Here is a 25836-nt window from a genome sequence, read left to right as displayed (position 1 = left end):
ATACTATTTTAGCACAAACACACCAAGAGTGCTAAAAATTGTTTTATAACTTATTTAAATCATATGGTTCCTCATTAGTAATCATCTGAGCTAATTCTTTTAACTTACGTATGCGATGATTAGCACCTGATTTACTAATTTCTAACAACTCCCCAATTTCTGCTAAGGAATCATCTGGATGTTCGAGACGGACTTTAGCGATATCACGTAGTTTTTTGGGTAACAAATCTAGATCACCTATTTCATCAGCAATTAACAAAATTTGTTGCACTTGTTTATTCGCCGCATCTGCAGTCTTTTGAATGTTAGCCATTTCGGCGTTAGTCATACGATTAACTGAATTACGCATATCACGCATCATTCGAATATCCTCAAATCGCAGCATCGTTTGTGTCGCACCAATAGTCGATAAAAAATCAACAATTTTTTCAGCACGTTTCAAATAGACAATGAAACCTCCAGAACGATCAATAATTTTTGCTGGTAAATTGAACTCCAACATCATATCACGGAGCTGTTCTGCTAACTCTTCATGTGTCGTGAATAATTCCAAATGGTAGTTGGCTTTTTCAGGTGAATTGACAGAGCCCGCTGCCAAAAAAGCCCCTCTGAGAAAAGATCGTCTTTTATCAACCTGATTTAAAATACGCGCTGGAATTTCTGGATGTAGACCAAAAGGATCAACACCTAAATCTGCCATTACCTCATCAACCTGATTTTTAAGTAGTACGCCATAAGATTTATGTTGAGAAATATGATTAGGTTCAGAAACCGTTACTTCAACAATCACATGATCATAATTTTGTGTTAATAAGGTATATATTCGTCTGGCAATTGCTGCGTTTTCAGTTTTAACAGCAACTGTCTGATTCACGCCCAGTGTACTTACGCCATTCATTCGCATTAAAGCGGATAATTCTGCCTTAGCATTACCGTCATGTACCAATAATCCGGTTAATTCTTTTTTGACATCTGATGCATATGACATTAATTTTGCTCCAAAATTTTAATTAATTGATTCATAATTTTTTCACCATCATGGAAAGCACCAGCATCGCGCAAGCTCAAAAAATCACCAGCAATTTGATGCGCACCTTGTACTTCAACTGCTGCCTTATCTAGCTTTACCTGATTTGAAATTTCGTCCCACTTTTGAAAATCCACAAAATCATTAGGTACAACAGCATTATTTGAAATCACGTAATCAATCGTTTGTTGTCCGATATGCGCGTTAAGTGCCAAGAGATGCTGGGCATCTGTGTAAGCGTCCGTTTCACCTTTTTGGGTCATAATATTGGCAATGTAGACTTGCGCTGCCGTAGTGATTCGTAGTGCCTCACTAACTTCTGGCACGACAACATTAGGTAAAATCGATGTAAACAGGCTACCTGGTCCATAAACAATCATATCTGCATTTAGAATGGCTTCCACGACTTCCGGTGCAGCCTTTGGTTCTTCTCCTGGCTCATCTCCAGTAACCCAGACATGGTCAATTGTTTTATGCGCGTGAGTAATTTCAGCCTCACCAGCAAGTACGGTCCTATCTTTGAACTCAGCGTGTAGAATTAACGGCTCATTAGACACTGGATAAATTTGTCCATGAACATGCATGAAACGTGCCAAATGTTGAACCGCATCAAAAATATTACCATGCATTTCTGTCATCGCAGCAATAATTAAGTTACCAACAGCGTGTTTAGCAAAAAAATCGTCTTTGGCATTAAAACGATACTGCATAACTTCTGTAATTGATGGATCAACATGGGACATAGCCACTAAGATATTACGGATATCACCTGGTGGCACAATGTTAATATAATTTCGCAATAAGCCACTAGAACCACCATCATCTGCGACTGTCACAATGGCTGTTAAATCAATATTTTTTTTAATGAGTGGTTTAATAATAACTGGTAATCCAGAGCCACCACCAATAATTACAATTTTTGGTTTATTTATCATTTTATCAGCGTGTCAACTATTTATGTACAAAGCAAACTTATATTGCATCCAACATGCTCCACCACAAATAATCAACATTTTTCACTTTCTAAAGTTTTCTTCTCTCTATTCTACCATGACATTTGTAATTCTTTGCTATTCTGGTATACTTATGAATTGTAAGTGAGATTGCTAGCAACATGTCACTATCGGCTGTTGCCGTCCCTATTTGCGAAAATAACAAATTGGAGATCTACATTATGACAGAAAAATTAGACATCGCTTCAGCAACACGTAAGTTAAAGAGTCCCAATATTAAGACACGTAAGCGTGCCTTAAAAGCGCTCAACGACTTATCAAAGCTCAAAAGCTTTTCAAAGTAATCGCAAAATGCCCGCAGAATATTATTCTGTGGGCATTTTGTTTTACATATGTTTATTTTGCGCGTGCTAAGTCACGTTCAATAACCTGCTTTAAATACTTACCCGTGTATGAATTTTTTGTATTCATTACTTTTTCAGGTATTCCAGAAACTAAAACATTACCCCCACCAACACCACCTTCGGGTCCCATATCAATCAACCAATCAGCTGATTTAATGACATCTAGGTTATGTTCTATCACAACAACTGTATTACCAGCATCAACCAAACGTTGCAATACTGTCAGCAATCGAGAAATATCATCAACATGCAGCCCCGTCGTTGGTTCGTCTAAAATATAAATTGTTTTGCCGTTTGTACGGCGATGCAATTCAGATGCTAATTTCATTCGCTGTGCCTCACCACCAGACAAGGTTGTGGCTGACTGTCCTAATTTGACATATCCTAAACCAACATCATTAATTGTTTGTAATTTACGCGCAATTTTTGGAATAGGAGCAAAAAATTCTAAAGCTTCGGAAGCTGACATATCTAATATTTGTGAAATATTCAACCCTTTATAGGTCACTTCTAGTGTTTCTGAATTGTACCGCGTCCCATGACAAACTTCACAAGAAACATAGACATCTGGTAAAAAGTTCATTTCGATTTTAATCACACCATCACCATGACAATTTTCACAACGCCCACCTTTTGTATTAAACGAAAAACGCCCCTTATTATAGCCACGCATTTTTGCCTCATTTGTTTGTGCAAACAGGTCACGGATATTATCAAAAACGCCCGTATAAGTCGCTGGGTTTGATCTAGGTGTACGTCCAATAGGCGATTGATCAATGTCAACGACCTGTTCAATTTTTTCTACACCTTCAATGGCTCGATAGCGACCTGGTTTTTCAGAATTATTATTAATTTTTTGTTTTAGTGCGCGTTTTAAAATCTGATTAACCAGTGTTGATTTGCCAGATCCGGACACACCTGTAACGGCTATGAATTTACCTAATGGGAATTTCACTGTAATATTATTGAGATTATTTTCTTTAGCACCTTTAATTGTGACAAAATTACCATTTCCTTTACGCCGCTGAGTTGGTACAGGAATAAATTTTTTCCCTGATAAATACTGTCCAGTTAATGATGACTTGTTATTAGCTACTTCATCTGGTGTACCTGTGGCAACAATTTCACCACCCAAAGTGCCTGCACCAGGACCGACATCAATTAAATAATCTGCAGCGCGCATAGTATCCTCATCATGTTCAACCACAACAAGTGTATTACCCAAATCACGCATATGCTGCATCGCTGAGAGCAACATATCGTTATCGCGTTGGTGCAGCCCAATCGAGGGTTCATCTAATACATACAAAACGCCTGATAAATTAGAACCAATTTGTGTGGCTAAACGAATACGCTGTGATTCTCCACCTGATAGTGTACGCGCAGAACGGGCAAGCGTCAGATATTTCAAACCAACACTTTCTAAAAAGCCAAGGCGATCCTTTATTTCTTTAATAATTGGTGCGGCAATTATTGTGTCCTGTTCGCCTAATGTAATCGCATTAAAAAATGCTAATTCTTTATCAACTGACATTTCTGAAACTTCACCAATGTGCTGCCCATTGATTTTCACAGAGAGTACTGCCGGATTTAAACGATATCCTTGGCATGCCTGACAGGTCAATTCCGTCATATAATGCGCCATTTGATCCCGTGTAAAGTCAGAATTTGTTTCATTAAATCGACGCGCTATATTCTTAATGACCCCTTCAAAAGGTATGTCAACATCACGTACACCACCAAAATCATTTTGATAATGAAAGTGAAATGATTTTGATCCGGAACCTTCTAGAATTAAATCCTGATCTTTTTTAGGTAATGATTCAAATGCAATATCTAGATTAATATCAAACTGTTCCGCAAATTGATGTAACATTTCAGGATAATAATTTGATGAAATAGGGTTCCATGGGGCAATTGCCCCTTCTCGTAATGTTTTTTTGCTATCAGGAATGACTAATTCAATATCGACTTCCCGCGTTACACCAAGTCCTTGACAAAATTCACACGCACCTAAAGGTGCATTGAAACTAAACAATCTTGGCTCTAATCGGCCCACTCTAAAGTCTCTCAAATCACCTAAATAATGATCAGAGAATTTCAATGGTTCAATGGCTGCTTCATCCCCACGTGTCACAATATCTAGTTGCACTAACCCATTAGTTAAACGTATGGCTGCCTCCATGGAATCAAAAAGACGTGATCGTGAATCATCGCGCAAGACAATACGATCAATCATCACGTCAATGTCATGTGGCTTGTTTTTTTCTAACGATATTTTTTCTTGATCATCTAATTCAATAATAGTACCATCCACTCGAGCACGAATATACCCTTGCTTACGCATATTATCAAATGCTGATTCATGTGATCCGCGCTTACCCATAATAATTGGTGCAAAAACTTGTAACCGGGTACCAGTTGGTAACTGATTCAAGGTATACTCAACCATTTGATCAATGGTTATCATAATTTTTGTCCCATCTTTAGGGTCATCTGGTCGTCCAACTCGAGCATACAGCAGGCGGAAATAATCGTTAATTTCTGTCACCGTTCCTACTGTCGAACGCGGATTATTAGATGTTGTTTTCTGATCAATTGAGATAGCTGGTGATAAGCCATCAATTGAATCAACATCTGGCTTATCCATTTGACCAAGAAACTGACGCGCATATGATGATAAACTTTCAACATATCGTCGTTGTCCTTCCGCATACAGTGTATCGAAAGCTAGAGATGATTTACCTGAACCAGAAAGTCCAGTTACCACAGTTAATTTATCTTTTGGAATATCAACATCAATATTTTTTAAATTTTGGACGCGAGCACCACGTATTTCAATATTTGTTTTTGCCATATGTTTAACGCATCGACGACTAATTTCATCGCTATCAGCGCACTTCCTTATCTTAAATTTTATTATCTGTTCTATTACAAATTATTATTTATTTTGACTGCTAACTCAGTAACTCTGATAATTTTACAAAACGGCTTTTAATTCCATCACATTATCGCGCAGCTGTGCCGCCTCTTCAAAGTCTAGTGACTTGGCGGCAGCCTTCATCTGCTTTTCAAGATTACCAATAATACTCATTTGTTCATCTTTTGGCAAATCTTTGAAAGCAACTTGCGTCAAATCAATCACTTCTTGATTATCGGTTGAATCTGTACGTACGGAAATCAAATCGCGAATATCTTTTTTAATTGTTGTTGGTGTAATACCATGTTCAACATTATATTGTGTTTGAATTTCACGTCGTCTGGCTGTTTCATCCATAGCTTCTTTCATTGACCTAGTCGTTTTATCAGCATACATAATCACATGGCCATCCGAGTTTCTGGCTGCACGACCTATCGTCTGAATCAAAGAACGTGGATTACGTAAAAAGCCTTCCTTATCGGCATCTAAAATAGCAACTAAGGACACTTCAGGTACATCAATACCTTCACGTAATAAATTAATACCAATCAGCACATCATATTTACCTAAACGTAAATCACGGATAATTTCAGTTCGTTCAAGTGTCTTAATATCAGCATGTAAATAGGCTACCTTGATTCCCATGTCCTTTAAATAATCAGTTAAATCTTCTGCCATTCGCTTAGTTAGGGTTGTAATAAATACACGTTCATCCTTTTGTGCACGTTTATTAATTTCACCTACCAAGTCATCAATTTGTCCCATAACAGGCCGTACTTCAACCTCTGGATCCAATAACCCAGTGGGTCGAATGATTTGCTGTATAATGTGATCACTCGTCACTCGTTCTAATTCATAGTCACCTGGTGTCGCTGACATATAAATAATTTGGTTCACATGCTGTTCAAACTCAGGCAGTTTCAGTGGTCGATTATCAAGTGCCGATGGCAAACGAAAACCATAATTTACTAACGTTTCTTTACGTGCCCGATCTCCATTGAACATACCACGAATTTGCGGCATGGTCACATGACTCTCATCGACAACTACGAGAAAATCATCTGGGAAGAAATCTAGCAAAGTAAATGGCGGTTCGTCAACTTGGCGACCATCCATCCAACGCGAATAGTTTTCAATACCACCGACAAATCCCATTTCTTCTAACATTGCTAAGTCGTACTCTGTTCGCTGTTTGATACGTTGAGCCTCTATTAACTTGCCCTCTTTTTCAAATAAGGCCACTTGTTGATTCATTTCTTCAGTAATACCTGCCAAAGCAGTCGACATTTGATCATCATCCGTCATGAAATGTTTAGCTGGATAAATTGCAACATAGTCACGCTCAGATGATGTTTCCCCCGTTAATGAATTAATTTCACGAATACGATCAATTTCATCTCCAAAAAATTCAACGCGTAATGCCATTTCATCTTCAGATGCTGGGAAAATTTCCACAACATCTCCACGCACACGAAAAGTACCACGGTGAAAATCAATATCATTTCGCGTAAACTGAACGTTAATCAAATCCATCATTAACTGATTACGACCATATTCATTTCCTACACGTAAATTAATCACATGTTCTTGGTACTGATGCGGATCACCTAATCCAAAAATAGAACTAACTGATGCCACAACAATGACATCATTTCTTGATAGCAACGAACTAGTTGCTGAGTTACGTAATTGATCGATTTCATCATTGACAGCTGAATCTTTTTCAATAAATGTATCAGAACTAGGGACATAAGCTTCTGGTTGATAATAATCATAATAGGACACAAAATATTCAACCGCATTATTTGGAAAAAACTCTTTCAACTCACCATAAAGTTGACCAGCTAAGGTCTTATTATGACTCAATACCAGTGTTGGCTTCTTAATATCTTTAATGACATTAGAAATTGTGAAAGTCTTCCCTGTTCCCGTAGCACCAAGTAAAACTTGCTCTTTCACGCCAGCATTAATACCCCTCACGAGTTGATCAATAGCTCGTGGCTGATCGCCTGTTGGCTGATATTTTGAAACCACTTCAAAGCCGTGGTCAGCAACATGTTCACGCATAGTTCTCTTCTTTCATCTACTTTCCTACATTATACAGTAAAACGAACAAATTTTCGCGTTTGTGCCTTCAATCTCATTTAAAATTGTTATCAACTTCCTTCACTCACAAAATATAAAACTATCATATGATAAATAACGCATGATATCATGATACTTGCCCTGTATATAGTTGTTTTTCTAATATATTAAAAAACGAACAAACGTTTTAGTTGTTTGTTCGTTTTATTTTGATGAAGAACTAGCATCGCTATTCTCATCAGAAGATGAAGGCGCTAACTCTGGCGCATCCGTTTTATAGAGATCAAGTGTGGATTTTGATTTATTTTTGGCTAATGCACTAGAAGGGTTAGTCTTTTGTGCTCTTTGCAAAGCAGATAAACCATCAGATTTTTTGTAACTATAATCTTTTTTATCTATTGCGTGGAAATCAGATCGCGACTTATCAAAACGCAATAAGTCACCTGTAATCACAGAATCAGAGTAATCAAGCACTTTATCAACATGCGATTGCACTTTTTCAGCTGTCTTCTTGAGATCATCATCTGACTGCAACGTCAATTGTTGACCATTTTCTGTATTAAAATACTGATTATTGTACTTAATATACTTTGGCGTAATCCAATCACCATCACGAAATGGCACAATCCCATCATTTTTTGGCGATAACATATCTTTTCCAAACATTGTCATGTTGTCATCTGGCACACCAAGCAAATCGAGCAATGTTGGTAGCATATCAATTTCACCACCATATGTATGATTAACGCCACCCTTTAACCCATTGGCATGAATCATAAATGGTACTTTTTGAAATTGCGCTAAATCGTAATTAGATACTTTATCTTTACCTAATAATTGTGCAATGGCTGGCTGATGGTTTTCAGAAATACCATAATGATCACCATACAGGACAAACATTGAATTGTCATATAAACCAGCCTTTTTCAGATAATTCATCAATTCACCAAAAGCTTGATCTAAATAATGCGCTGTCTGAACATAACCATCAACAGTTTTATCTCCTGTCTTGGTAGCCGGAAAATCAATATTCTCTTTATCTAAGTCATAAGGATAATGGTTTGTGACAGTGATTAACTTGGCATAAAACGGCTGTGGCAGTTGCTCAACATATTCCATGCTGTCTCGTAAGAAAATTTTATCTTTCATACCATACCCAACATTAAAGTTTGGCTTGCTAGCATTAGGATAGTAGGCTTTAGAAAAGAAATAATTATAACCAAATGATTTATAAGTATTATCACGATTCCAAAAAGTTGCCACGTCACCATGAAAAGCAGCTGTTGTATAGCCACGTTGGCTCAAAATAGCCGGCATAGATTCAAATGTATTGTTTGTCCCGTATTTAACCATCGCAGAGCCAGTTGACAAACCATACAATGAGTTTTCTTGCATCATTTCAGCATCCGAAGTCTTACCCTGACCCACCTGATGATAAAAATTATCAAAACTTAGTGTTTTTTGATCATGATAGAATTTATTGAGGTTCGGTGTTACTTCGCGTCCTTCGACTTTGTAATCAATTAAAAATTGCTGAAATGATTCCAAATGAATAACAAAAACATTTTTTCCTTTTTGTGTCCCATAATACTGTACATCATCTGGTAGTTTTTGCTTTGAAACAAATTGCTTAATTTTCTCTAAGTCAGCTGGTTTTGCATGTTTACGACTCTCAGTCTGGTTATAGGTCTGTATACCATTAAAAACGGCGTACTCATTTAATCCTAGATACTTTACGATGTAATTATTATCGAAAGAACGTGTCAGTAAACCCGAACGATTCGTAGACGCAATACCATAACCAACAAACATTAGTACAATACCTAGTGCTGTGGTTAACATGGCAAAACGTTTTTGAACACCCTTTTTATCAATAGTTAATTGCTTAAATATCACCAACAAAGCCAATATAATAATGTCAATGAAGATCATATAATCTGACCAATGGATGATAGCTGCAATTGATTTACTAAGGTTATTCCCCGTGGAACTACCAGAACCTAAAATACCCATTGATAAGAAATCTGAAAATTCACGATAATATAAAATATTGGCAAATAACCAAAGAGATTGTATAAAATTAAATAAAATAGCAATCCAATAACTAACAGAGCCTCGAAAATAAAGTGCAATACTTAACAGAATAATTGCTGTTGGAATAGGATTGAAAAATAGTAAAAACTGTTGGGTTGACCCTTCGGCACCCAAATTGAAATTCATGTGATAATTCACAAATGTTTTAACCCAAATTAAGACAACATTCAAGATAAAAAACCATACTAATGGCGCTGAAATATCCATCGTTCGTTTAATTTTTTGCCACCAAGTACTTGGTTTGGGAATTCTTTTGAGGAGGTTTAGCATGTTGATTTCCTTCGCATAGATACATTAAATCACTAAAAAATGAGATTATTAATAGTTGAACGTCTTCACTAAAATATCAGTTTAAAATCGTGTAAAACATCATATATTTCGATTGCAACTAAATCAATGTCATCAAATTGAAATTGACGCACTTCACGGTGCTCGTGCACGGTCCAAATTTTAGTCAATTGATCATATTCAACCTGCACTGCCTCAATACCAAAAGCATCAAACCGTCGAATTTGATGTTGATTATCAGTTGAATCAATCATAGCACGTAACCGATTGAGAATTTGTTTTAAATCACTTGTATGACGTTCATTTTTATCAGTCATTGTTAATCCTCATACGATGTCTTGCGGGAATTATATATGCAATAATACCAGCAAACAGGCCAAAATAATAAGTTATCAAGCGCCACAATAATATCACAAGTATTAATGTCGCACCATTTTTAACAAATGGTGAAAATAGAAGTTGAAAACTTAACTCTGCCCCACCAACACCACCTGGAATTGGAAAAAGGGAAATCACCATAACAATCATAATATTCATCGTCACAATTAGCCAAGGATTGACATTAGAATAGCCGAAAGCTCGAATAACAAAATAAGGAATCATATAAAAAACAAGTAATTGTAATATGGTCAATATTGTTGCACCAACCAAAGACTCCCAACTACTAATAACACGTCTTGATTCTTGGTGAAAATTATCAATTTTTCTTTTGATAGTGATAATCATTCTTGCATGTCGCTCACGTGACATAAACTTTCTAATAAGTGGTGACACAGCATCCACCAAACGTAAAGTTAAGGCTGGCCAAAACATTACTAATGCAATACCAATAATGACAACAGCATGAATCGCAATTGCTAAGGGAATAAATGTTGCAAAAGTCGGATCAACTTGGGCATAGATAAAATGTTCAGCCGTAAAATAGCCAATTATAAAAAATAAAACGACAACCACTTGATAAACTAAAAATTTCATCAGAATAACTGACATTGCTCTACCAGAATCAATACCAGATCGCGCTAAACCATATACTTGTGCTGGCTGACCACCTGTTGCAAAAGGTGTTAAACCAGTCCCTAATAAATTCAATAATGGTACACGTAGCACAGATAAAAGAGAAGTCCTGCGGCGGTCACTTTTTTTCAGCAATGCATAAGTGGCTGCTGCTTCTAGGAAAATTGATAAGATCATTACTAACAATCCAGCAACCAACCAATGCCAATTTAAATGTTTTAACGCAATCTCTAACTGATGCCCTCTGCCACGCAATTCATTTGTTAAAAAATAGACGACCATAGCTGTTAATAAAACAACAATTGCCGCTGATATCTTATCAGTTCTAGACATATTTTCACTCCTGACAGTCCGCTATTCTTGCAAAACTGCCTCATAAACACGTTGCAATTGTTTCCCAATTTCTGGTAAATCACGTGCTACTGCTAATTCATACCCCGATTGACTGACATCTGGTAAATCATCGTTTAAAATCTGCATCATTTTAGACTCAAATTCATCTATATCAGCTGCTTTATAGCTATTCACACCATCTTGTAACCAATTCTTGTAAACTGGAATATCACGTATTAATACTTTTTGTTTTGATGCCAAAGCCTCTAGTACAACTATGCCTTCAGTCTCTTCAAATGATGGATAAAGGAATAAATCTGCACCTTGGTATGCACCTTGAATAACATCGCCAGTAATATATCCTGGAAAAATCAGATTTCTGGGATGATCACCTTTAATCAAACGACTCACCTTTTTTGGTACCAGTCGCAAATCAGTATAACCAAACCAAATAAAAACTAGTTCTGGATGTCTTTTAGCCAGCTCAATAAAATCTAAGATACCTTTACGTTCAAAAAACAAGCCAACACTCATAATAACTTTTTGATCATCAGATAGGTCAAAATACTCACGAAACCGTTTAACTTTCTGGGTATTTTGGCGATATTTATCTAGTGGAATACCATTTGATATCGGTGTAATTGGTTGATCCAGCTGATAACCACGTAACAGCTGTTTTGAATAGGGTGTCGGCGTGATAATAGCATCTGCTTTTTTATATAAAGAAACTAAATAGCGTTTAAAAAAAGGTGCAATCACATTCGATCCAGTAAATGAATTACGAAAATCTTCGTAAGTCGAATGACCATGGTAAACAACTTTTTTTCCCATTTTATGTGCATGGTCAACCATGTAATGACTTTTTACACCATAAGTATTAATATGTAAAACATCATAATCCTTACATTTGGGATCAATAGTAACCTCAACCTGAGTATCGGACAAGGCTTCTTGTTGTAATTTAAGCGCACGACCAATACCAGATTTAGCAATTAGTTTTTGGTTTTCAAAATAAAGTAAGACTTTCAATTAATTTCTCCTGAAAGGGTTGCGCAAAATACGCTTCATGTAGCCAGCCTCATCATCAGTTGGATATTCATCTTCAACATCATCTGTCTGATGATAATCAGATAATACATCTTCATAAAAGCTCAATACACGTTTAGCAAACGTTTTTGCATCAACATCCTTCATTTTTTGTTGGCGAATCATACTATCAGAAGTTGACAATGGTTGTGTCAAATACTTTTCAATGCCAACCATTAACTCATCATAATCTGAAACAAGTGTACCAATGGCATCATTATCGACTAAATTATCTAAATATGGCGAATGTATTGCCACAAAAGGACGATCTGCTGCCATAGCCTCGATAAAAGTTAGACCCTGCGTTTCCGTATCTGAAGAACTCACAAAAACATTACTCATTTGATAATAATCAACAATTTCAGAATGTTCTACCATGCCAACAAATGTAATTTGAGCATTTAAAGATAGTTCATTAACTTGCTCCTCAAGCGCATGACGAGCAGGTCCATCACCGGCAATAATAAGGCGTGCATCAGGATATGTCTGTAAAAGTTCTGAAAAAGCTGAAATTGTTAAAGCAACATTTTTTTCAAATGCCAAGCGACCAAGTGACAAAATAACAGGTTGTTCTGGTGTGAAGCCAAATTTCTGTCGTAAATCTTGGTTACCTGCTGTTGAACTTGGTAAAGACACGCCAGTTGGAATAATTCGAATGGGTGTCTTAACCCCGTACCTTATTAAGGCTTCTTGCACGAGTTGAGATGGCGCAATAACGCCATCAAGACTGAGCATGTAAGCTTTCATTAAGGTACCAACTCCTTTAGGACCAATAAGTAATCCCTTAGCAACATAATGTGTGTAATCCTCATACATTGTATGATATGTGTGAATAGCTGGAATTTTTAACTGACGGGCAACAAATTTCCCTAATAAACCAAGCGAAAATTCTGTTTGCGTATGCACTATATCTAGTTGCACTGACTTAGCAATTTCTACAGCTTGAATTAAGCCACGAATTGCCAAGCGTCTATCTCGAAACCCAATATAAGGGACACTTGAAAACCGATAAATGTGCGGTTCAAACTTGTTTTTTGATACTTTAGGATCAGTTGACGTAAAAATATAAACTTGATGCCCTTGCGCCTCAAGCGCGTCTTTCAATGTTTTAATGGATGTTGCAACCCCACTAACTTGTGGGAAATACGTATCCGTAAAAAGACCAATATTCATTGTGTCCTCCAAAGTTTATATGAACATTAAACTGCTCATAAATAGCAATACTACAATTATAACATAAATTAAGTAAGGCTCCTTATAAGCCAAAAATGCCTGTTACCAACTTAAAAGCATCCTATTGTTCGGTGTGTGTAAAACTAGCACCACAAAATACATGAAACAATTTAAAATAAAAAGACTACCATATCGTAGCCTTTCAATTTATTCAAATACCATTTGATTATGATACAATTCAGAATAAAAACCATTTTCAGCAACTAGTTCTTCATGCGATCCTTGTTCAATCACTTGACCGTCTTTCAGAACCACAATTTTATTAGCGCCTAAAATCGTCTTCAACCGATGTGCGATAACAAAACTCGTACGACCTGCAATAACATTATCCATTGCTGCCTGAATTTTTGCCTCTGTTACTGTATCAACGTTGGATGTCGCTTCATCTAAAATTAAAAACGATGGATTAGTCAGAATTGTCCGCGCAATCGATAGCAGTTGCTTTTGACCTGTTGAGAAAATCGAATTTTCATCATCAACCTTTGTGGCGTAGCCAGATGGTAAGCTATCAATAAAGGTATGAATATTAGCCTGCTTAGCTGCATCAATCATCTCTTCATCTGTTGCATCTGGTTTTCCAAATTTTATATTATCTGCAATTGTGCCACTAAACAACACTGAATCTTGCAACACAATCCCGACATGATCACGTAACGATTTTAAATCAAATTTTCTCACATCGATATTATCAAATTTCACGGCACCAGAATTCACATCATAAAATCGATTCAATAAGTTCATTACCGTTGTTTTACCAGAACCCGTTGGACCAACAAGTGCTACCATCTCACCCTTTTTGACATGAATAGATACACCATGTAAAATTTCTTTTTCATCAGTATATCCAAAATGTACATCATCTAGCACCACATCAGACTGTAAATCATCTAAATATTGCCCATTTACGGGATTCTTTTCTTCTGTTTGTCCGTGAATGTCTGACAAACGACGGGCACCTGTAACAGCTAACTGTAGCATATTATAAATCGAGGTAATTTGCGTAATTGGTTGATAATACTGTTGGGAATAGTTCACAAATACAACAATCATTCCTAACCCAGCTGCCTTACCCATGCCATCATTGACAACTAACCACGAACCAAAAAATATAACAATCGCTAGATTAAGCAAGGATAGTCCTTGCATTAAAGGAAACAACATACCTGAGTAGACTTGACCCTTGAAAGTTGCTTGCTTTACTTTTTCATTATGTGGTAAAAAGCCTGCAATAGATTGGCTCTGTAAGCCTTGCGTAATAATGACTTTTTCACCATTAATCTGTTCGTTAATGTAACCATTCATGTTACCAGTAGCATCCTGTTGTTGATCAATAAACCGTCGTGCCTGCGAAATAATAAACCACGCGACAATAATCGCTACCGGTGTTGATGCCATTGTCACCCATGCCATTTTAACGTTTTGGTTAAACATCATCCAAATAATACCGACAAATAAAGCAAATTGAGATAACAATTGGAAAATAGCTTGATTCATTGCGTTGAAAATATTATCTAAGTCCGATGTGAACAAAGATAATATTTCACCATCTTGATGTGTATCAAAGTACTTAATCGTCATACGTTGCAACTTACCAAACAAACCAATACGCATACGACCTGATGCTTGAGCAGAAATTCGTGAAGACAAAAAACTAGAAATAAACATCGTAACAGCTGTCAAAACAAAGAAAATCATCATAGCTTCAAGTGCGTGATAAAATGGTGTTTTACTAGCAATAGCACGCGTTGCGGGATTCATATATTGTGCCAAATAATTAGCCAATTCAGTAATTGCTTTTCCCATGTAAGTTGGTGCAGTCACCTGAAAATAGGTAGATAGAATCGTGATGACAACAACAAAACTTAGACTCAACCAATACCGCTTTAAATATTTAGCAAAGTATTGAATCGCATGTTTAATATCTACCATAATTAATCATCCCCTTTCGCTTTTTGTGTTTGATAAATTTCGCGATAAATCGGTGAATTTTTCAACAATGTGGCATGATTACCCATACTTACCAACTCACCCTCATCTAGAACAAGAATGCGGTCTGCATGCAACACCGAACTAATCTTTTCTGCAATAATAAATACCGTTGTACCAGACAATTCCTTATCTAATGCTTGTTGCACAAGTTTTTCAGAACGTGCGTCAAGCGCTGATGTTGCATCATCTAAAATCAAAATTTTAGGTGTCCCTACCACACCACGGGCAATTGATAATCTTTGTTTCTGACCACCAGATAAATTTGACGAGCGTTCTTCTACTAAATGATCGAACCCATCCTCATATCGATTAATAAACTCGGCAGCTTGCGATATTTCGGCAGCTCTTTTCATATCCTCACTACTAGCATTTTTCTTGCCTTGTCTTAAATTATCAGCAATTTTACCACTGAATAAAATTGCACGTTGTAAAACAAATGATACGGCGGCACGTAAAGATTTTTCATTTACATTTTTTAAATCAGTACCACCAACTGCTACTTCACCTATCGTGGGATCATAAAGTCGAGGAATTAATTGTGCCAATGTTGTTTTACCAGAGCCAGTGGCACCAACAATTCCAATCATTTCCCCAGACTTGACCTCAAACGAGACATTTTTGAGTGCAGGTTCATCATCTCCTGGATAGGTAAATGATACGTTTTTGAATGATACATCTCCTGATAAATCAGTTTCAGGTGCATCAGCTCGATAAGTTAAGGCTGGCTTTGTATCCAAAACCTCTTTAATTCGAGCGAGTGAAACAAAACCACGGGAAGCAAATGTCGACATCATGCCGCCAATCATAATAGCGAAAAATATTTGCATGAGATATGAAATGAAAGATGTGACAGCAGCTAAATCATTCGGGTGTTTCACAACATCACGACCGACAAACAAAACAGTAGCCCCTATTGCCAAATAAGAAATCAGCATGAACATCGGTATCATTAAAGAGAATAAATAACCAATGATTGTATTCACTTGTGTCAATTCATCAGAATTTTCAGTAAAATGCTTGGTTTCATTTTCTTCTTGGTTAAATGACTTCACAACTCGCACACCTTGAAGATTCTCTTTTGCTAATGTGTTAGTGTGGTCAATTAATTGTTGAATTTTAAAAAAGAGTTTACCCATTTGTTTAAAAATAAACTGCGAAGATAGTACGATTAAAACAACCATCAAAACCACAATCCACCATAAACGTGGTAATGTGATTAATGCCAAAATAAACGCACCTACAAACAATATGGGAATGCGCGTTAATGATTGCAATATCATCATGACTAATTGCTGGACTTGGTTAACGTCATTAGTCATTCGCACAACTAAATTACCAGTCGAGAATTTTTCAATATTAGCGAACGAAAAAGATTGAATTTGTTGGTATTCCTTTTGACGAACATCAGCTGCAATACTTTGTGAGACTTTAGCAGCAAAAATTGTATTAATCACACCAGCGATTAACCCAATAATTGCCAAAATAATCAATTGTATGCCATAAGTGACTACTTTATCTTGATCATCAGCAATAATGGCTTGCATCACACTTTGTAATAATCTGGGTTGCCATAACGAGGACCCTGCCATAATTACCACAGCAATAATAGAAAATAGAATATCACGCCAATATAGTTTAGCATGTTCTTTTAAAATATACATGATTGTCTCCTTGACTCAATCAGAGAAACAAATGTTCTCATATCTGATAAGTTTAACATAAAATAAATATTTAGTAACAAAAAAAACGTAGAATAAACTACATTTTTTAAACACTTAATTAATCAGCTGCTAGAGCATCAATTGTATTAAGTTTTGCGGCTCGTCGTGATGGTACAAAACTGGCAATCAGTGCGATTACTAAGGAAATAACCACCGCAAAGATGACATGCCCAACTGAGACTTGCACAATATTAAAGTGTACCAAACTCTTTAACGCACTATTCATAGCAAATTGTACGACATATGCCATAATAATACCTATAATAGCCGAAATGATGCCCATTAACAGCGCTTCATTTGTAAATAATCCACGGATATCTTTTGAACGTGCCCCTAAGGCTCGTAGTACACCGATTTCGCGTATACGTTCTGATACAGACATATAAGTTGTTACAATAATCATAATTGCTGACACTAGTAATGAAATACCTGCAATAGCTGCCAAAACATAAGATGCCAAACTTGTAATCGTATTAATTGTGTTTAACACGTCACCAATTGAAACACCGACAAAGGTTTGTTCTCCATTATCATCTTTGACTTGGTTAATGCGTGTCATAGTAGCTTTAACGGCTTTAGTGTCTTTAATTTCAACCGCTGCATAATTCGCATCTGTTGCGGCACCATTTTTTTGCAAGTCATTTTGAATTGTTTTCCAATTTTGAGAGAAGATAACACCACTTTGACCACCATCAGTCATACCAGAAATTTTAGCTGAGGTTTGAATCATGACTGGCTTATTATTGGTATCAAAAGCCATATAACTAAATGATATCGTCTTACCAACAAGCGCTTTATAGTCTTTTTGAATCTTTTTAGCGTAATTGATGTCTATGATCACTTCACCATCTTTAGGTTTATGACCTGCTTTAACGACATCATCTGAATATTGCGGTGTCCAAGACTGAAATGCTACAGCGCCTGACTTGACACGGTTATAAGTAAACACTGCATTACTAAACTGCCCACCTTCATAGACTTTATCAACACCCTTAACATCACTTAAGCGTTGTAACATGTCCTTGTCCATTGTTGTAGCAGTATAATTGGTTGCTTGCATTTGTATCGTTGCTTGCATCCGTTCATTAGCACTAGCTTTCTTATCTGTCGTCGTATTCCGCATCACCACTTGATAATTTGGATTAACTAATGAATTGACTTGATCAGTAATGTACGCCTTAATACCATTACCCAATCCCAGAAAAAGGATTACGGAGAATACACCAATGGCAGAACCAAGAATAATTAGGAAGTTTTGTAATTTTTTATACTTTAAATGGTCAAAAGCCATATCCCAGATAGATGATTTGCGCAAAGGACGAGAATTTAAACGTGCAGTTTTTTCTGGCACTTCAAATTTATCTTTGAGCTGTATCTCTTCATCAATTTTACCATCTGCCATATGTAAAATACGTGTTCCGTACTCGGCAACAGCTTGTGAGTGAGTCACAACAATGACTAACTTACCTTCTTGAGCGATTTGTTTTAATAATTCAAGCACTTCGGTAGTGTTGACTGAATCTAACGCACCAGTTGGTTCATCAGCAATCATGACGTCAGGATCAGATGCCAACGCACGTGCAATAGCAACACGTTGCTTTTGCCCACCAGACAATTGTGAAGGCAACTTGTGGATATGTTCGCCTAACCCAACCTTTTTCAACAGCTCAGTTGCACGTTCCTTTCGCTCAGCAGCTGATAAACTCGTCATATTCAAACTTGTTTCCACATTTTCCAAGTTTGTTTGATAATTAATCAAATTAAAGCTTTGAAAAATATAACCAATTGTTTCACGACGATAAACATCTAACTTTTTCTCTTGTTTATGATCAAGTGCTTCCCCATTAATTGCCACTGATCCTTCAAAATTGCGGTCTAATCCGCCAATGATGTTCATCAATGTTGATTTTCCACCACCGGATTCACCAAGTATTGAAACAAATTCCCCCTTTTCAAACGACAAATCTATACCGTTTAAAACAGGAAACTCCTCTTTACCTAGATAATATGATTTTTTAATGTTTTTTAGTTCTAAAAAAGCCATCTTTGCCCACTTTCTATTATTGTACTGATACGTTGTATTGTGTTATTAGTTTAACAAAGTTGACAGGTCAATTCAACTCAACTTACAATTATATTTCTAAAACAATTATATATCTCTTTTTTTACCGGTAAAATCTGGTAACAAACTTTTAGCCAAATCATATAACAATTCTTTACTTGTAAATTCTTCTGCAAAGATATCTGGCAGAATATCTGTGGCAATATATTTCACACTTGCCATATCTTTAAATGCTGCCAACGCCTCTAACCCACTCTGAAAAATATTAACATAGACCGGTTCTGGATTAAATTTCTCCAATTCCCCATAAGCTTCATACATCAGATCAACTTTATCGGCGATAGACAAAATTTTACCCTCAATCGTCTCATCTTTACCTTCACCTAAACGTCGTGTGTAGGCTGTTTGAAATTGTTGTGGAATTTCAGTTTTGATGAAATTTTCTGTCATTGAATCTTCCACATCTGCTAACATAGATCGTAAAGTTGCTGTCGCGTATTTGACGGGTGTTTTGATATCACCAATAAAGCGCTCAGTATAGTCATGATTGAGTGCCTTTTCATAAACTGACTGCCAATTGATAACCGCACCATTCTGCTCTTCAACATCAGCTAAAAATTGAGCAATTTGTGCGACTTTCCAAGAGTGGGCTGCCACATTATGTGGTTGGTATTTAAAAAATCCAGGTGCGCGATTGATTAGTTCAAGTTGGTTCATTCCCATAAAAAATTCATGCATTGGCATAATTTATCACAGTATCAAGCCTATTTCTTTAAATTGAATTTGCTTGACACATTACTCCTTTTACTTAAAAAATTGTTATTTTCATCATACATGATTTTACGTTTTAGTGCATGCTTCTCTTTATTATCAATTTTCAACAAACTAAAAGACAAACTAATTCATAGCCAATTTTGACGCCACGCTATCAGCCATTATTTTTAAATTTGTTACCATATGTAGTTGCTTTTCCATTCAAAAAAAGAGAGCTTACGCTCTCTTGTCTATAACGCTTACTTTTCTGAAGGTTTGTCACTATCACTAATAATCTTATCGCTGTTATCATCGGCGGGCTTCAAGTCTTCAACAGCAGTTGTGTTTGCTGGTGTTTGTGGCTTTATCGTACGAATTGCTGACAATTCATAAGTTAAAATAACACCTTCAGCATCTAAATCAACTGTCTTTGCAACCTGATCAACGCTATCAACAACGGCATGTAAACCACCAATTGTAATAACTTCAGAACCTTTTGTTAAACTATTTTGGCGTTCTGTCTGTGCTGCACGTTGCTTCTTTTGTTGGCGGCTCATAAACCAAAACATAGCTACGATGATAACTAATGGGAGAATCAAATTCAAATTCATGGATCTTTCCTACTTTCTGACGTGTATCTAGACAACCAAATACCTTATTACTATTATATCAAAGATTTAAGACTTATTAAAATAATCGTGCGTTGGGTTTGTTATAACCATATTCTTCCATGACAGTTTCACGGAATTGTAGTAACTCATCATTTTCAATAGCCGTACGCATGTCCTCCATAAACTGTAACAAATAACGTAAGTTATGTTGAGAAGCCAGTTGCGCGCCCAAAATTTCGTTTGCATTAAAAAGATGGTGCAAGTATGATCGTGTTAAATTCTGGAACGGATTATAATCAGGGTTATCAAATTGTGCTTGATTACCAAACTGTTCTGTACGAATAGGGTTCGATGAATAGTAACTCAAATCAGGATCAAGAGGTGTGAAATCATTTTTATATTTCGAATTTTTAATCACTACCCGTCCAAAACGTGTCATTAGCGTTCCCTTACGTGCAATACGCGTCGGTAATACCGAATCAAACATATCAATACCACGTATAACAGAATCAATTAATGAGTCCGGTGCAGCTACACCCATTAAGTAACGTGGTTTATCTTCTGGTAACAATGGCATCGTAAAGTCTAACACACGATTCATTTCTTTTTTAGATTCACCAACTGATAAGCCACCAATAGCATAACCAGGCAAATCCATACCAACTAAACCATTTGCTGATTCTGAACGCAAAGCTTTAAATCCAGCGCCTTGAACAATTCCAAATAAAGCTTGTGAATCCGCTTTTTTATGCGCAATTTGGGCGCGATCGGCCCAACGTAATGATCGTTGCATGGATTCTTTAATATAATCATAACTTTCAAAATATGGAATGGCTTCGTCAAGCTGCATCATGACATCTGAACCTAAATTATTTTGAATACGCATTGCCACTTCGGGTGACAAAAACATCTTGTCGCCGTTCACATGATTTTGAAATGTTACGCCTTCTTCTTTTAATTTGCGCGCATCAGATAATGAGAAGACTTGAAAACCACCTGAATCAGTTAAAATAGCCTGATCCCAACCCATATATTTGTGTAGACCACCAGCTTCAGCAATTAATTCATCACCAGGACGCACCCACAAGTGATAGGTATTACTCAGAATGAACTGTGAACCAATATCTTTTAATTCTCTTGTACCAACACCTTTTACCGCACCTTGTGTCCCGACTGGCATAAACATTGGCGTTTCAAAGGTACCATGTGGTGTATGAATTCTGCCACGACGTGCACCGGTATATTTTTCAGTATGAAGATGTTCGTACCATACTGCTGGTTTTTTATCTGTCATCTTATCCTCATTGTATAAATTAATTTTAATCTATTCTATTTTACCAGTTTTAACTGGACAAAAAAAGCGCTAGATTAGCGTATTTATGAAACTGTTTTACTTGAAATCAACACTTTTAATTGTTCTTTCGCCTGGACTAAACGCTGTTTTCTATTTTCTAAAATATAGATTTCTTTTTCAATGATATGACAACTATTAAAAATCATACCCATTAAGTTGTAGTAACTCAATGGGTATGATTACGGATTACCGTTTAATTTTTCTCTAGATTAATTGATTCTCTGCCATTACTTTTTCGACACTATTTAAAGCTTCCTCAGCTTGACTGCCAGTTGCTTCTATTGTAATTTCATCATACTGTCCAATAGATAAGGACATCACCCCTAAAATTGATTTCAAATCTACCGCTTGTCCTTTTTTTGACAAACTCATGGTTACTTCTGAATATTTCGATGCTGCCGCCACAATAAGCGATACTGGACGTGCATGAAGCCCACTCGCATTTTCAATTGTATAATCGCGCTTTACCATTTTGACCTCCAAAATAAATAACAGATTTTCTATGTTCAGTGTATCACAATACAACAATCGCTTCAATCATACGAATTAAATTGTCAAATTAACAAGTCCATATAATCTTAATCTCATTGTTTGCTTCATATCATACATATCACTTAATACTTTTTAGCTGATTATTTTCTGACAAACTCCAGTAGCTGTCTCGTGTCACAATAAAAGAATCAAATAATGGTATTTCCATTTGTTCCCCGAGTAATTTCAGACGTTGGCTAAAGCGTATATCAGAATCCGATGGCATAAGGTTACCACTGGGATGGTTGTGAATAATCATAAACCCTAATGCATTAGCGCGGAGTACACTTTGGAAAATTTCACGTGGTGAAGCCTGAACATTTGTTAAACTGCCAACGAATAATGTTTCCCAACCAATAACATTTAATTGCGCATCCAACAGTGCTAAACACAATTGCTCTTGTGGTAGATAGCCTAACTGTCGTTGCGCATAATAACCAATTTCTTCCGAAAATTTGGCACTCAATAATTTAGGACGTACTGCAGTTGCTACACTTTTACCGATGTTCACACCAATTAGCAGCGCATGGTTGAGCGATGGATTATGAGAAATAAAATCTGATGCCATATCGTGTGTCAATTCATTTAGGTCATAATCATTTGGAAAGTAGTGACGAAAGGTCTGCAATGCTTCATCATCGTTTTGACCAAGCGCTGTATAAAAACTTTTAATTTGTTCATGTAATGTCATATGTCACCTCTAAAAGATGATACGTTATTTATTCTTTCGACTCACAGACATGAGCGCATGTAATGATAGTGCTGATGCCAAACAAATTAATATCACATCTAGTCTAGATACCCACTGAGAACCAATATAGGTTGTGTTTATCATTTCTGCTGTAGAGTGTGCGTTTTTCTGGAAAATTGAAATGATACCTGCCGACATTGCAATACCAACAGCAGCAGCATAATTACTTGTTGCCGAAAAAATAGAGTTCCCAACGCTTTGATATTCTACTGGCACGTGACTCACAGCATGAGCCATATTATTACCAAACCAGAAGCCAGCGCCTAATTGTATAACCATAAAATTCAACGTCATCCCATATAAGCTGACTGGCATACTTGCCATTAAAATTGTTCCAATAACCATCAATACCAAACCAATGGTTACGGGAAAACGTGCACCAAAACGATCATACAAACGTCCCGAAACAATTGCCATTATAGCATAACCCAAAGCACCTGGTAATAATGCCAATCCAGCAACTTGTGAATTTTTAAAAAGTACAATTTGCAAGACCATTGGCACAGCATAATTAAAAGTTAAATTAACAATCTGTGTAATAAATGCTGCAATAATACTTAAAGAAAATACTCTAAATCGGAAAATAGCAGGATTGAGTAACGGTTGTCGTACGCGGCTTGCATAGACTAAATAGCCTATAAGACCTAAAACCATAATTATTAATAAACTGATACTAAAGTAATTAGCTACACCATGTGTACTGATACGCTCAATAACAAATATACCGGCAATAAAAGATGTACTTAACAACAACCAACCAATTAAATCCAGTTTTTCTTTGGTCAATGGTGACACCTGTTTGATTGTAAACCAGCCTAGTATAAGTGATGCCACTTGAATGGGTAAGACAACCCAAAAGACCATATGCCAATCATAATTCTGAGTTAAAAATCCTCCGAAAGCAGGCCCAATTGCAGGAGCAAACGAAATAATTAATGAGCCAAGACCTACCATTGTGCCACGTTTCTGTTCAGGTACCTGTTCGAATATAACATTATACATAAGTGGTAAACCAACACCACCACCAATACCCTGCAATAAGCGACCAAATAATATCCAACCAAAATGGCCACTCATGGCGTTAATTAAGACACCACATATCGAGATTACAGTTGCTACTAAAAATTGGCTCCTGTTGGTAAATCGTTTTTTTAACCATGGCGATAAAATAACAACCATACTGGTTAGCAAGATAACACCCGAAGTCAGCCATTGTACTGTACTTGAGGTAATATTAAATTCAACCATTAAAATTGGGAAACTAACGTTTAATGCTGTTTCCAACATAATGTCTGTAAATCCCAACAAACCAATTGCTAAAACACTTAAAATTAAGCGCACGGATAACCGTTCATTGACTTGCATTTATAATAATTCCCCTCTAATTTCACTGACAAAGTATAATGAACCCGTAAATACTGTTAAATCAGCATTACTTTCTTGATAAGCTTCACGCCAACTTTCAGCTGTGCTTACTCGATAATTTGCAGCCGTCTTTAATATATCTAAACTGTGCCGCCCATTAGGCCCAGCAAAAGGGACTAGTACAATATTAAATCGTTGATCGGATAAAATATGCTTAAATTCATCAGTCACGTTCTTATCCATTAAACTACCAATAATTAAAGTAACCGTCTGCTTTTGGTATGGTGGCACATTTAAAGTTTCAAATAATTTTTTAAGCCCTTGTGCATTATGTGCACCGTCAATTAAGACACCCGGTTTTAGCATTTCAAAACGAGCAGGCAACTTAGTATTATCCAATCCTTGTTGAATTTGTTCATCTGTGATATTAGCATCAAATGCGCGAACCCCAGCTACAGCAGTTGCAGTATTTTGAATTTGATAATTTCCCGGTAACCCTTGTTTGAATGTATTCAATTCACCTTGAATCAATGATGAATTGGTTTGCTCAGCAATGACTTGGCGCGCTTGTTTAGGAAGATCCCCAATGACAACTGCCATATTATCATGAATAATGCCTGCTTTTTGTTTAGCAATAGAAACGATTGTATTTCCCAACAAATTTTGATGATCTAGTCCGATGCTAGTAATAATAGCAACTCTTGAATTGGGCATAACATTCGTTGAATCAAGTAACCCACCAATTCCAACTTCAATAACTATTGCATCCAACTGTTGATGAGAAAAGTAGGTAAACATAATAGCAGTTAAAACCTCAAACTCTGTAGGTATATCTGGTGCTAATTGTTGATCAACTACTTCTAAAGCATTTGCAGCTTGACGTGTAATGGCCAATAAATCTTCAGCTGAAATTAATTGATTATCTATTTGTATACGTTCACGAAAATCAACAATAAAGGGCGAAATAAATAAACCTGTCCTATAGCCGGCTGCTTTTAATATAAAGCTCGCCATTGTAGATACCGAACCTTTACCATTAGTCCCAGTTACATGAATGGCTGGTGGCAATTGATTTTGTGGATTTCCCAACGCTGATAACAAGGCATACATACGAGCAAATGATTCTTTTTGTCCACCCTTTGGTCGACTATGTATAAAATTAATAGCATCTTCAACTGATTTCATTGGTTCTCTCCGTTATTTCATAACATAGTGATGAAAAACCGTCCAACATTTGTTTGGACGGTTTCATCGTGATATTT

The 25836-nt window shown here is 36.5% G+C and carries 20 protein-coding genes; 1 reads left to right on the top strand and 19 read right to left on the bottom strand.

Annotated features, from left to right (window positions below):
• Positions 1 to 43 precede the first annotated feature (43 nt).
• Both whiA and FGL89_RS06705 read right to left on the bottom strand, forming a co-directional pair.
• Entirely contained in the window at positions 44 to 988 is a 945-nt protein-coding gene (gene whiA, locus FGL89_RS06710; protein WP_014974737.1) for a DNA-binding protein WhiA, read from the bottom strand.
• Positions 988 to 1962: a gluconeogenesis factor YvcK family protein gene (locus FGL89_RS06705; protein ID WP_014974738.1), complete on the bottom strand. Its 975-nt coding sequence runs from the start codon at positions 1960 to 1962 to the stop codon at positions 988 to 990. Before FGL89_RS06705 ends, whiA begins: the two co-directional genes overlap by 1 nt.
• A gap of 239 nt (positions 1963 to 2201) precedes the next feature.
• On the opposite strand from FGL89_RS06705, the gene FGL89_RS08660 reads away from it, so the two are divergent.
• Complete coding sequence (locus tag FGL89_RS08660) at positions 2202 to 2324, top strand: putative metal homeostasis protein (protein WP_014974739.1); 123 nt, start codon at positions 2202 to 2204, stop codon at positions 2322 to 2324.
• A gap of 52 nt (positions 2325 to 2376) precedes the next feature.
• Here the strand turns inward: FGL89_RS08660 and uvrA are convergent, their stop codons facing one another.
• The 17 genes from uvrA to FGL89_RS06620 all read right to left on the bottom strand — a co-directional run bounded on the left by uvrA (position 2377) and on the right by FGL89_RS06620 (position 25759).
• Positions 2377 to 5241 carry an excinuclease ABC subunit UvrA gene (gene uvrA, locus FGL89_RS06700; protein ID WP_014974740.1) on the bottom strand — a complete coding sequence of 955 codons (2865 nt, stop codon included), beginning with the start codon at positions 5239 to 5241 and terminating at the stop codon, positions 2377 to 2379.
• 123 nt (positions 5242 to 5364) lie between these two features.
• Complete coding sequence (uvrB, locus tag FGL89_RS06695) at positions 5365 to 7371, bottom strand: excinuclease ABC subunit UvrB (RefSeq protein ID WP_014974741.1); 2007 nt, start codon at positions 7369 to 7371, stop codon at positions 5365 to 5367.
• Between the two features lie 222 nt (positions 7372 to 7593).
• Positions 7594 to 9753: an LTA synthase family protein gene (locus FGL89_RS06690; RefSeq protein ID WP_014974742.1), complete on the bottom strand. Its 2160-nt coding sequence runs from the start codon at positions 9751 to 9753 to the stop codon at positions 7594 to 7596.
• A gap of 68 nt (positions 9754 to 9821) precedes the next feature.
• Positions 9822 to 10088 carry a YkuJ family protein gene (locus FGL89_RS06685; protein WP_014974743.1) on the bottom strand — a complete coding sequence of 89 codons (267 nt, stop codon included), beginning with the start codon at positions 10086 to 10088 and terminating at the stop codon, positions 9822 to 9824.
• Complete coding sequence (locus FGL89_RS06680; protein WP_014974744.1) at positions 10081 to 11118, bottom strand: lysylphosphatidylglycerol synthase transmembrane domain-containing protein; 1038 nt, start codon at positions 11116 to 11118, stop codon at positions 10081 to 10083. The genes FGL89_RS06685 and FGL89_RS06680 overlap by 8 nt, the downstream gene beginning before the upstream one ends.
• Positions 11119 to 11139: 21 nt before the next feature.
• Positions 11140 to 12147 (bottom strand): LTA glycolipid anchor biosynthesis glycosyltransferase, IagA/BgsA family, encoded by a 1008-nt coding sequence (locus FGL89_RS06675; protein ID WP_014974745.1) that lies wholly within the window; start codon positions 12145 to 12147, stop codon positions 11140 to 11142.
• The gene (locus FGL89_RS06670; RefSeq protein ID WP_014974746.1) at positions 12148 to 13377 is read right to left on the bottom strand and encodes a glycosyltransferase family 4 protein; all 1230 of its coding nucleotides are present in this window, start codon (positions 13375 to 13377) and stop codon (positions 12148 to 12150) included.
• A gap of 207 nt (positions 13378 to 13584) precedes the next feature.
• Entirely contained in the window at positions 13585 to 15366 is a 1782-nt protein-coding gene (locus tag FGL89_RS06665; protein ID WP_014974747.1) for an ABC transporter ATP-binding protein, read from the bottom strand.
• 2 nt (positions 15367 to 15368) lie between these two features.
• Positions 15369 to 17087 carry an ABC transporter ATP-binding protein gene (locus tag FGL89_RS06660; RefSeq protein ID WP_014974748.1) on the bottom strand — a complete coding sequence of 573 codons (1719 nt, stop codon included), beginning with the start codon at positions 17085 to 17087 and terminating at the stop codon, positions 15369 to 15371.
• A 118-nt stretch (positions 17088 to 17205) separates the two neighbouring features.
• Positions 17206 to 19191, bottom strand: coding sequence for an ABC transporter ATP-binding protein/permease (locus FGL89_RS06655; RefSeq protein WP_147000474.1), 1986 nt, complete (start codon positions 19189 to 19191; stop codon positions 17206 to 17208).
• A gap of 105 nt (positions 19192 to 19296) precedes the next feature.
• Positions 19297 to 19953, bottom strand: coding sequence for a YfbR-like 5'-deoxynucleotidase (locus FGL89_RS06650; protein WP_014974750.1), 657 nt, complete (start codon positions 19951 to 19953; stop codon positions 19297 to 19299).
• A 269-nt stretch (positions 19954 to 20222) separates the two neighbouring features.
• Positions 20223 to 20573: a preprotein translocase subunit YajC gene (yajC, locus tag FGL89_RS06645; protein WP_014974751.1), complete on the bottom strand. Its 351-nt coding sequence runs from the start codon at positions 20571 to 20573 to the stop codon at positions 20223 to 20225.
• A 76-nt stretch (positions 20574 to 20649) separates the two neighbouring features.
• On the bottom strand, positions 20650 to 21867 hold the full coding sequence (tgt, locus tag FGL89_RS06640) for a tRNA guanosine(34) transglycosylase Tgt (protein ID WP_014974752.1): 1218 nt from the start codon (positions 21865 to 21867) through the stop codon (positions 20650 to 20652).
• Between the two features lie 264 nt (positions 21868 to 22131).
• On the bottom strand, positions 22132 to 22398 hold the full coding sequence (locus tag FGL89_RS06635; protein WP_014974753.1) for an HPr family phosphocarrier protein: 267 nt from the start codon (positions 22396 to 22398) through the stop codon (positions 22132 to 22134).
• 139 nt (positions 22399 to 22537) lie between these two features.
• Positions 22538 to 23149 (bottom strand): JAB domain-containing protein, encoded by a 612-nt coding sequence (locus FGL89_RS06630; RefSeq protein ID WP_014974754.1) that lies wholly within the window; start codon positions 23147 to 23149, stop codon positions 22538 to 22540.
• A gap of 24 nt (positions 23150 to 23173) precedes the next feature.
• On the bottom strand, positions 23174 to 24574 hold the full coding sequence (locus tag FGL89_RS06625; RefSeq protein ID WP_014974755.1) for an MFS transporter: 1401 nt from the start codon (positions 24572 to 24574) through the stop codon (positions 23174 to 23176).
• Positions 24575 to 25759 carry a bifunctional folylpolyglutamate synthase/dihydrofolate synthase gene (locus FGL89_RS06620; protein ID WP_014974756.1) on the bottom strand — a complete coding sequence of 395 codons (1185 nt, stop codon included), beginning with the start codon at positions 25757 to 25759 and terminating at the stop codon, positions 24575 to 24577.
• Positions 25760 to 25836 lie beyond the last annotated feature (77 nt).

The organism is Leuconostoc carnosum, from assembly GCF_007954525.1.
Classification (GTDB): Bacteria; Bacillota; Bacilli; order Lactobacillales; family Lactobacillaceae; genus Leuconostoc; species Leuconostoc carnosum.
This window is presented reverse-complemented; position numbering and strand designations above follow the sequence as displayed.

What these genes read in the sequence shown, in the direction of transcription:
- whiA (WP_014974737.1), bottom strand. Translation starts at nt 988, where the DNA reads ATGTCATATGCATCAGATGTCAAAAAAGAATTAACCGGATTATTGGTA.
- FGL89_RS06705 (WP_014974738.1), bottom strand. Translation starts at nt 1,962, where the DNA reads ATGATAAATAAACCAAAAATTGTAATTATTGGTGGTGGCTCTGGATTA.
- FGL89_RS08660 (WP_014974739.1), top strand. Translation starts at nt 2,202, where the DNA reads ATGACAGAAAAATTAGACATCGCTTCAGCAACACGTAAGTTAAAGAGT.
- uvrA (WP_014974740.1), bottom strand. Translation starts at nt 5,241, where the DNA reads ATGGCAAAAACAAATATTGAAATACGTGGTGCTCGCGTCCAAAATTTA.
- uvrB (WP_014974741.1), bottom strand. Translation starts at nt 7,371, where the DNA reads ATGCGTGAACATGTTGCTGACCACGGCTTTGAAGTGGTTTCAAAATAT.
- FGL89_RS06690 (WP_014974742.1), bottom strand. Translation starts at nt 9,753, where the DNA reads ATGCTAAACCTCCTCAAAAGAATTCCCAAACCAAGTACTTGGTGGCAA.
- FGL89_RS06685 (WP_014974743.1), bottom strand. Translation starts at nt 10,088, where the DNA reads ATGACTGATAAAAATGAACGTCATACAAGTGATTTAAAACAAATTCTC.
- FGL89_RS06680 (WP_014974744.1), bottom strand. Translation starts at nt 11,118, where the DNA reads ATGTCTAGAACTGATAAGATATCAGCGGCAATTGTTGTTTTATTAACA.
- FGL89_RS06670 (WP_014974746.1), bottom strand. Translation starts at nt 13,377, where the DNA reads ATGAATATTGGTCTTTTTACGGATACGTATTTCCCACAAGTTAGTGGG.
- FGL89_RS06665 (WP_014974747.1), bottom strand. Translation starts at nt 15,366, where the DNA reads ATGGTAGATATTAAACATGCGATTCAATACTTTGCTAAATATTTAAAG.
- FGL89_RS06660 (WP_014974748.1), bottom strand. Translation starts at nt 17,087, where the DNA reads ATGTATATTTTAAAAGAACATGCTAAACTATATTGGCGTGATATTCTA.
- FGL89_RS06655 (WP_147000474.1), bottom strand. Translation starts at nt 19,191, where the DNA reads ATGGCTTTTTTAGAACTAAAAAACATTAAAAAATCATATTATCTAGGT.
- FGL89_RS06650 (WP_014974750.1), bottom strand. Translation starts at nt 19,953, where the DNA reads ATGCCAATGCATGAATTTTTTATGGGAATGAACCAACTTGAACTAATC.
- yajC (WP_014974751.1), bottom strand. Translation starts at nt 20,573, where the DNA reads ATGAATTTGAATTTGATTCTCCCATTAGTTATCATCGTAGCTATGTTT.
- tgt (WP_014974752.1), bottom strand. Translation starts at nt 21,867, where the DNA reads ATGACAGATAAAAAACCAGCAGTATGGTACGAACATCTTCATACTGAA.
- FGL89_RS06635 (WP_014974753.1), bottom strand. Translation starts at nt 22,398, where the DNA reads ATGGTAAAGCGCGATTATACAATTGAAAATGCGAGTGGGCTTCATGCA.
- FGL89_RS06630 (WP_014974754.1), bottom strand. Translation starts at nt 23,149, where the DNA reads ATGACATTACATGAACAAATTAAAAGTTTTTATACAGCGCTTGGTCAA.
- FGL89_RS06625 (WP_014974755.1), bottom strand. Translation starts at nt 24,574, where the DNA reads ATGCAAGTCAATGAACGGTTATCCGTGCGCTTAATTTTAAGTGTTTTA.
- FGL89_RS06620 (WP_014974756.1), bottom strand. Translation starts at nt 25,759, where the DNA reads ATGAAATCAGTTGAAGATGCTATTAATTTTATACATAGTCGACCAAAG.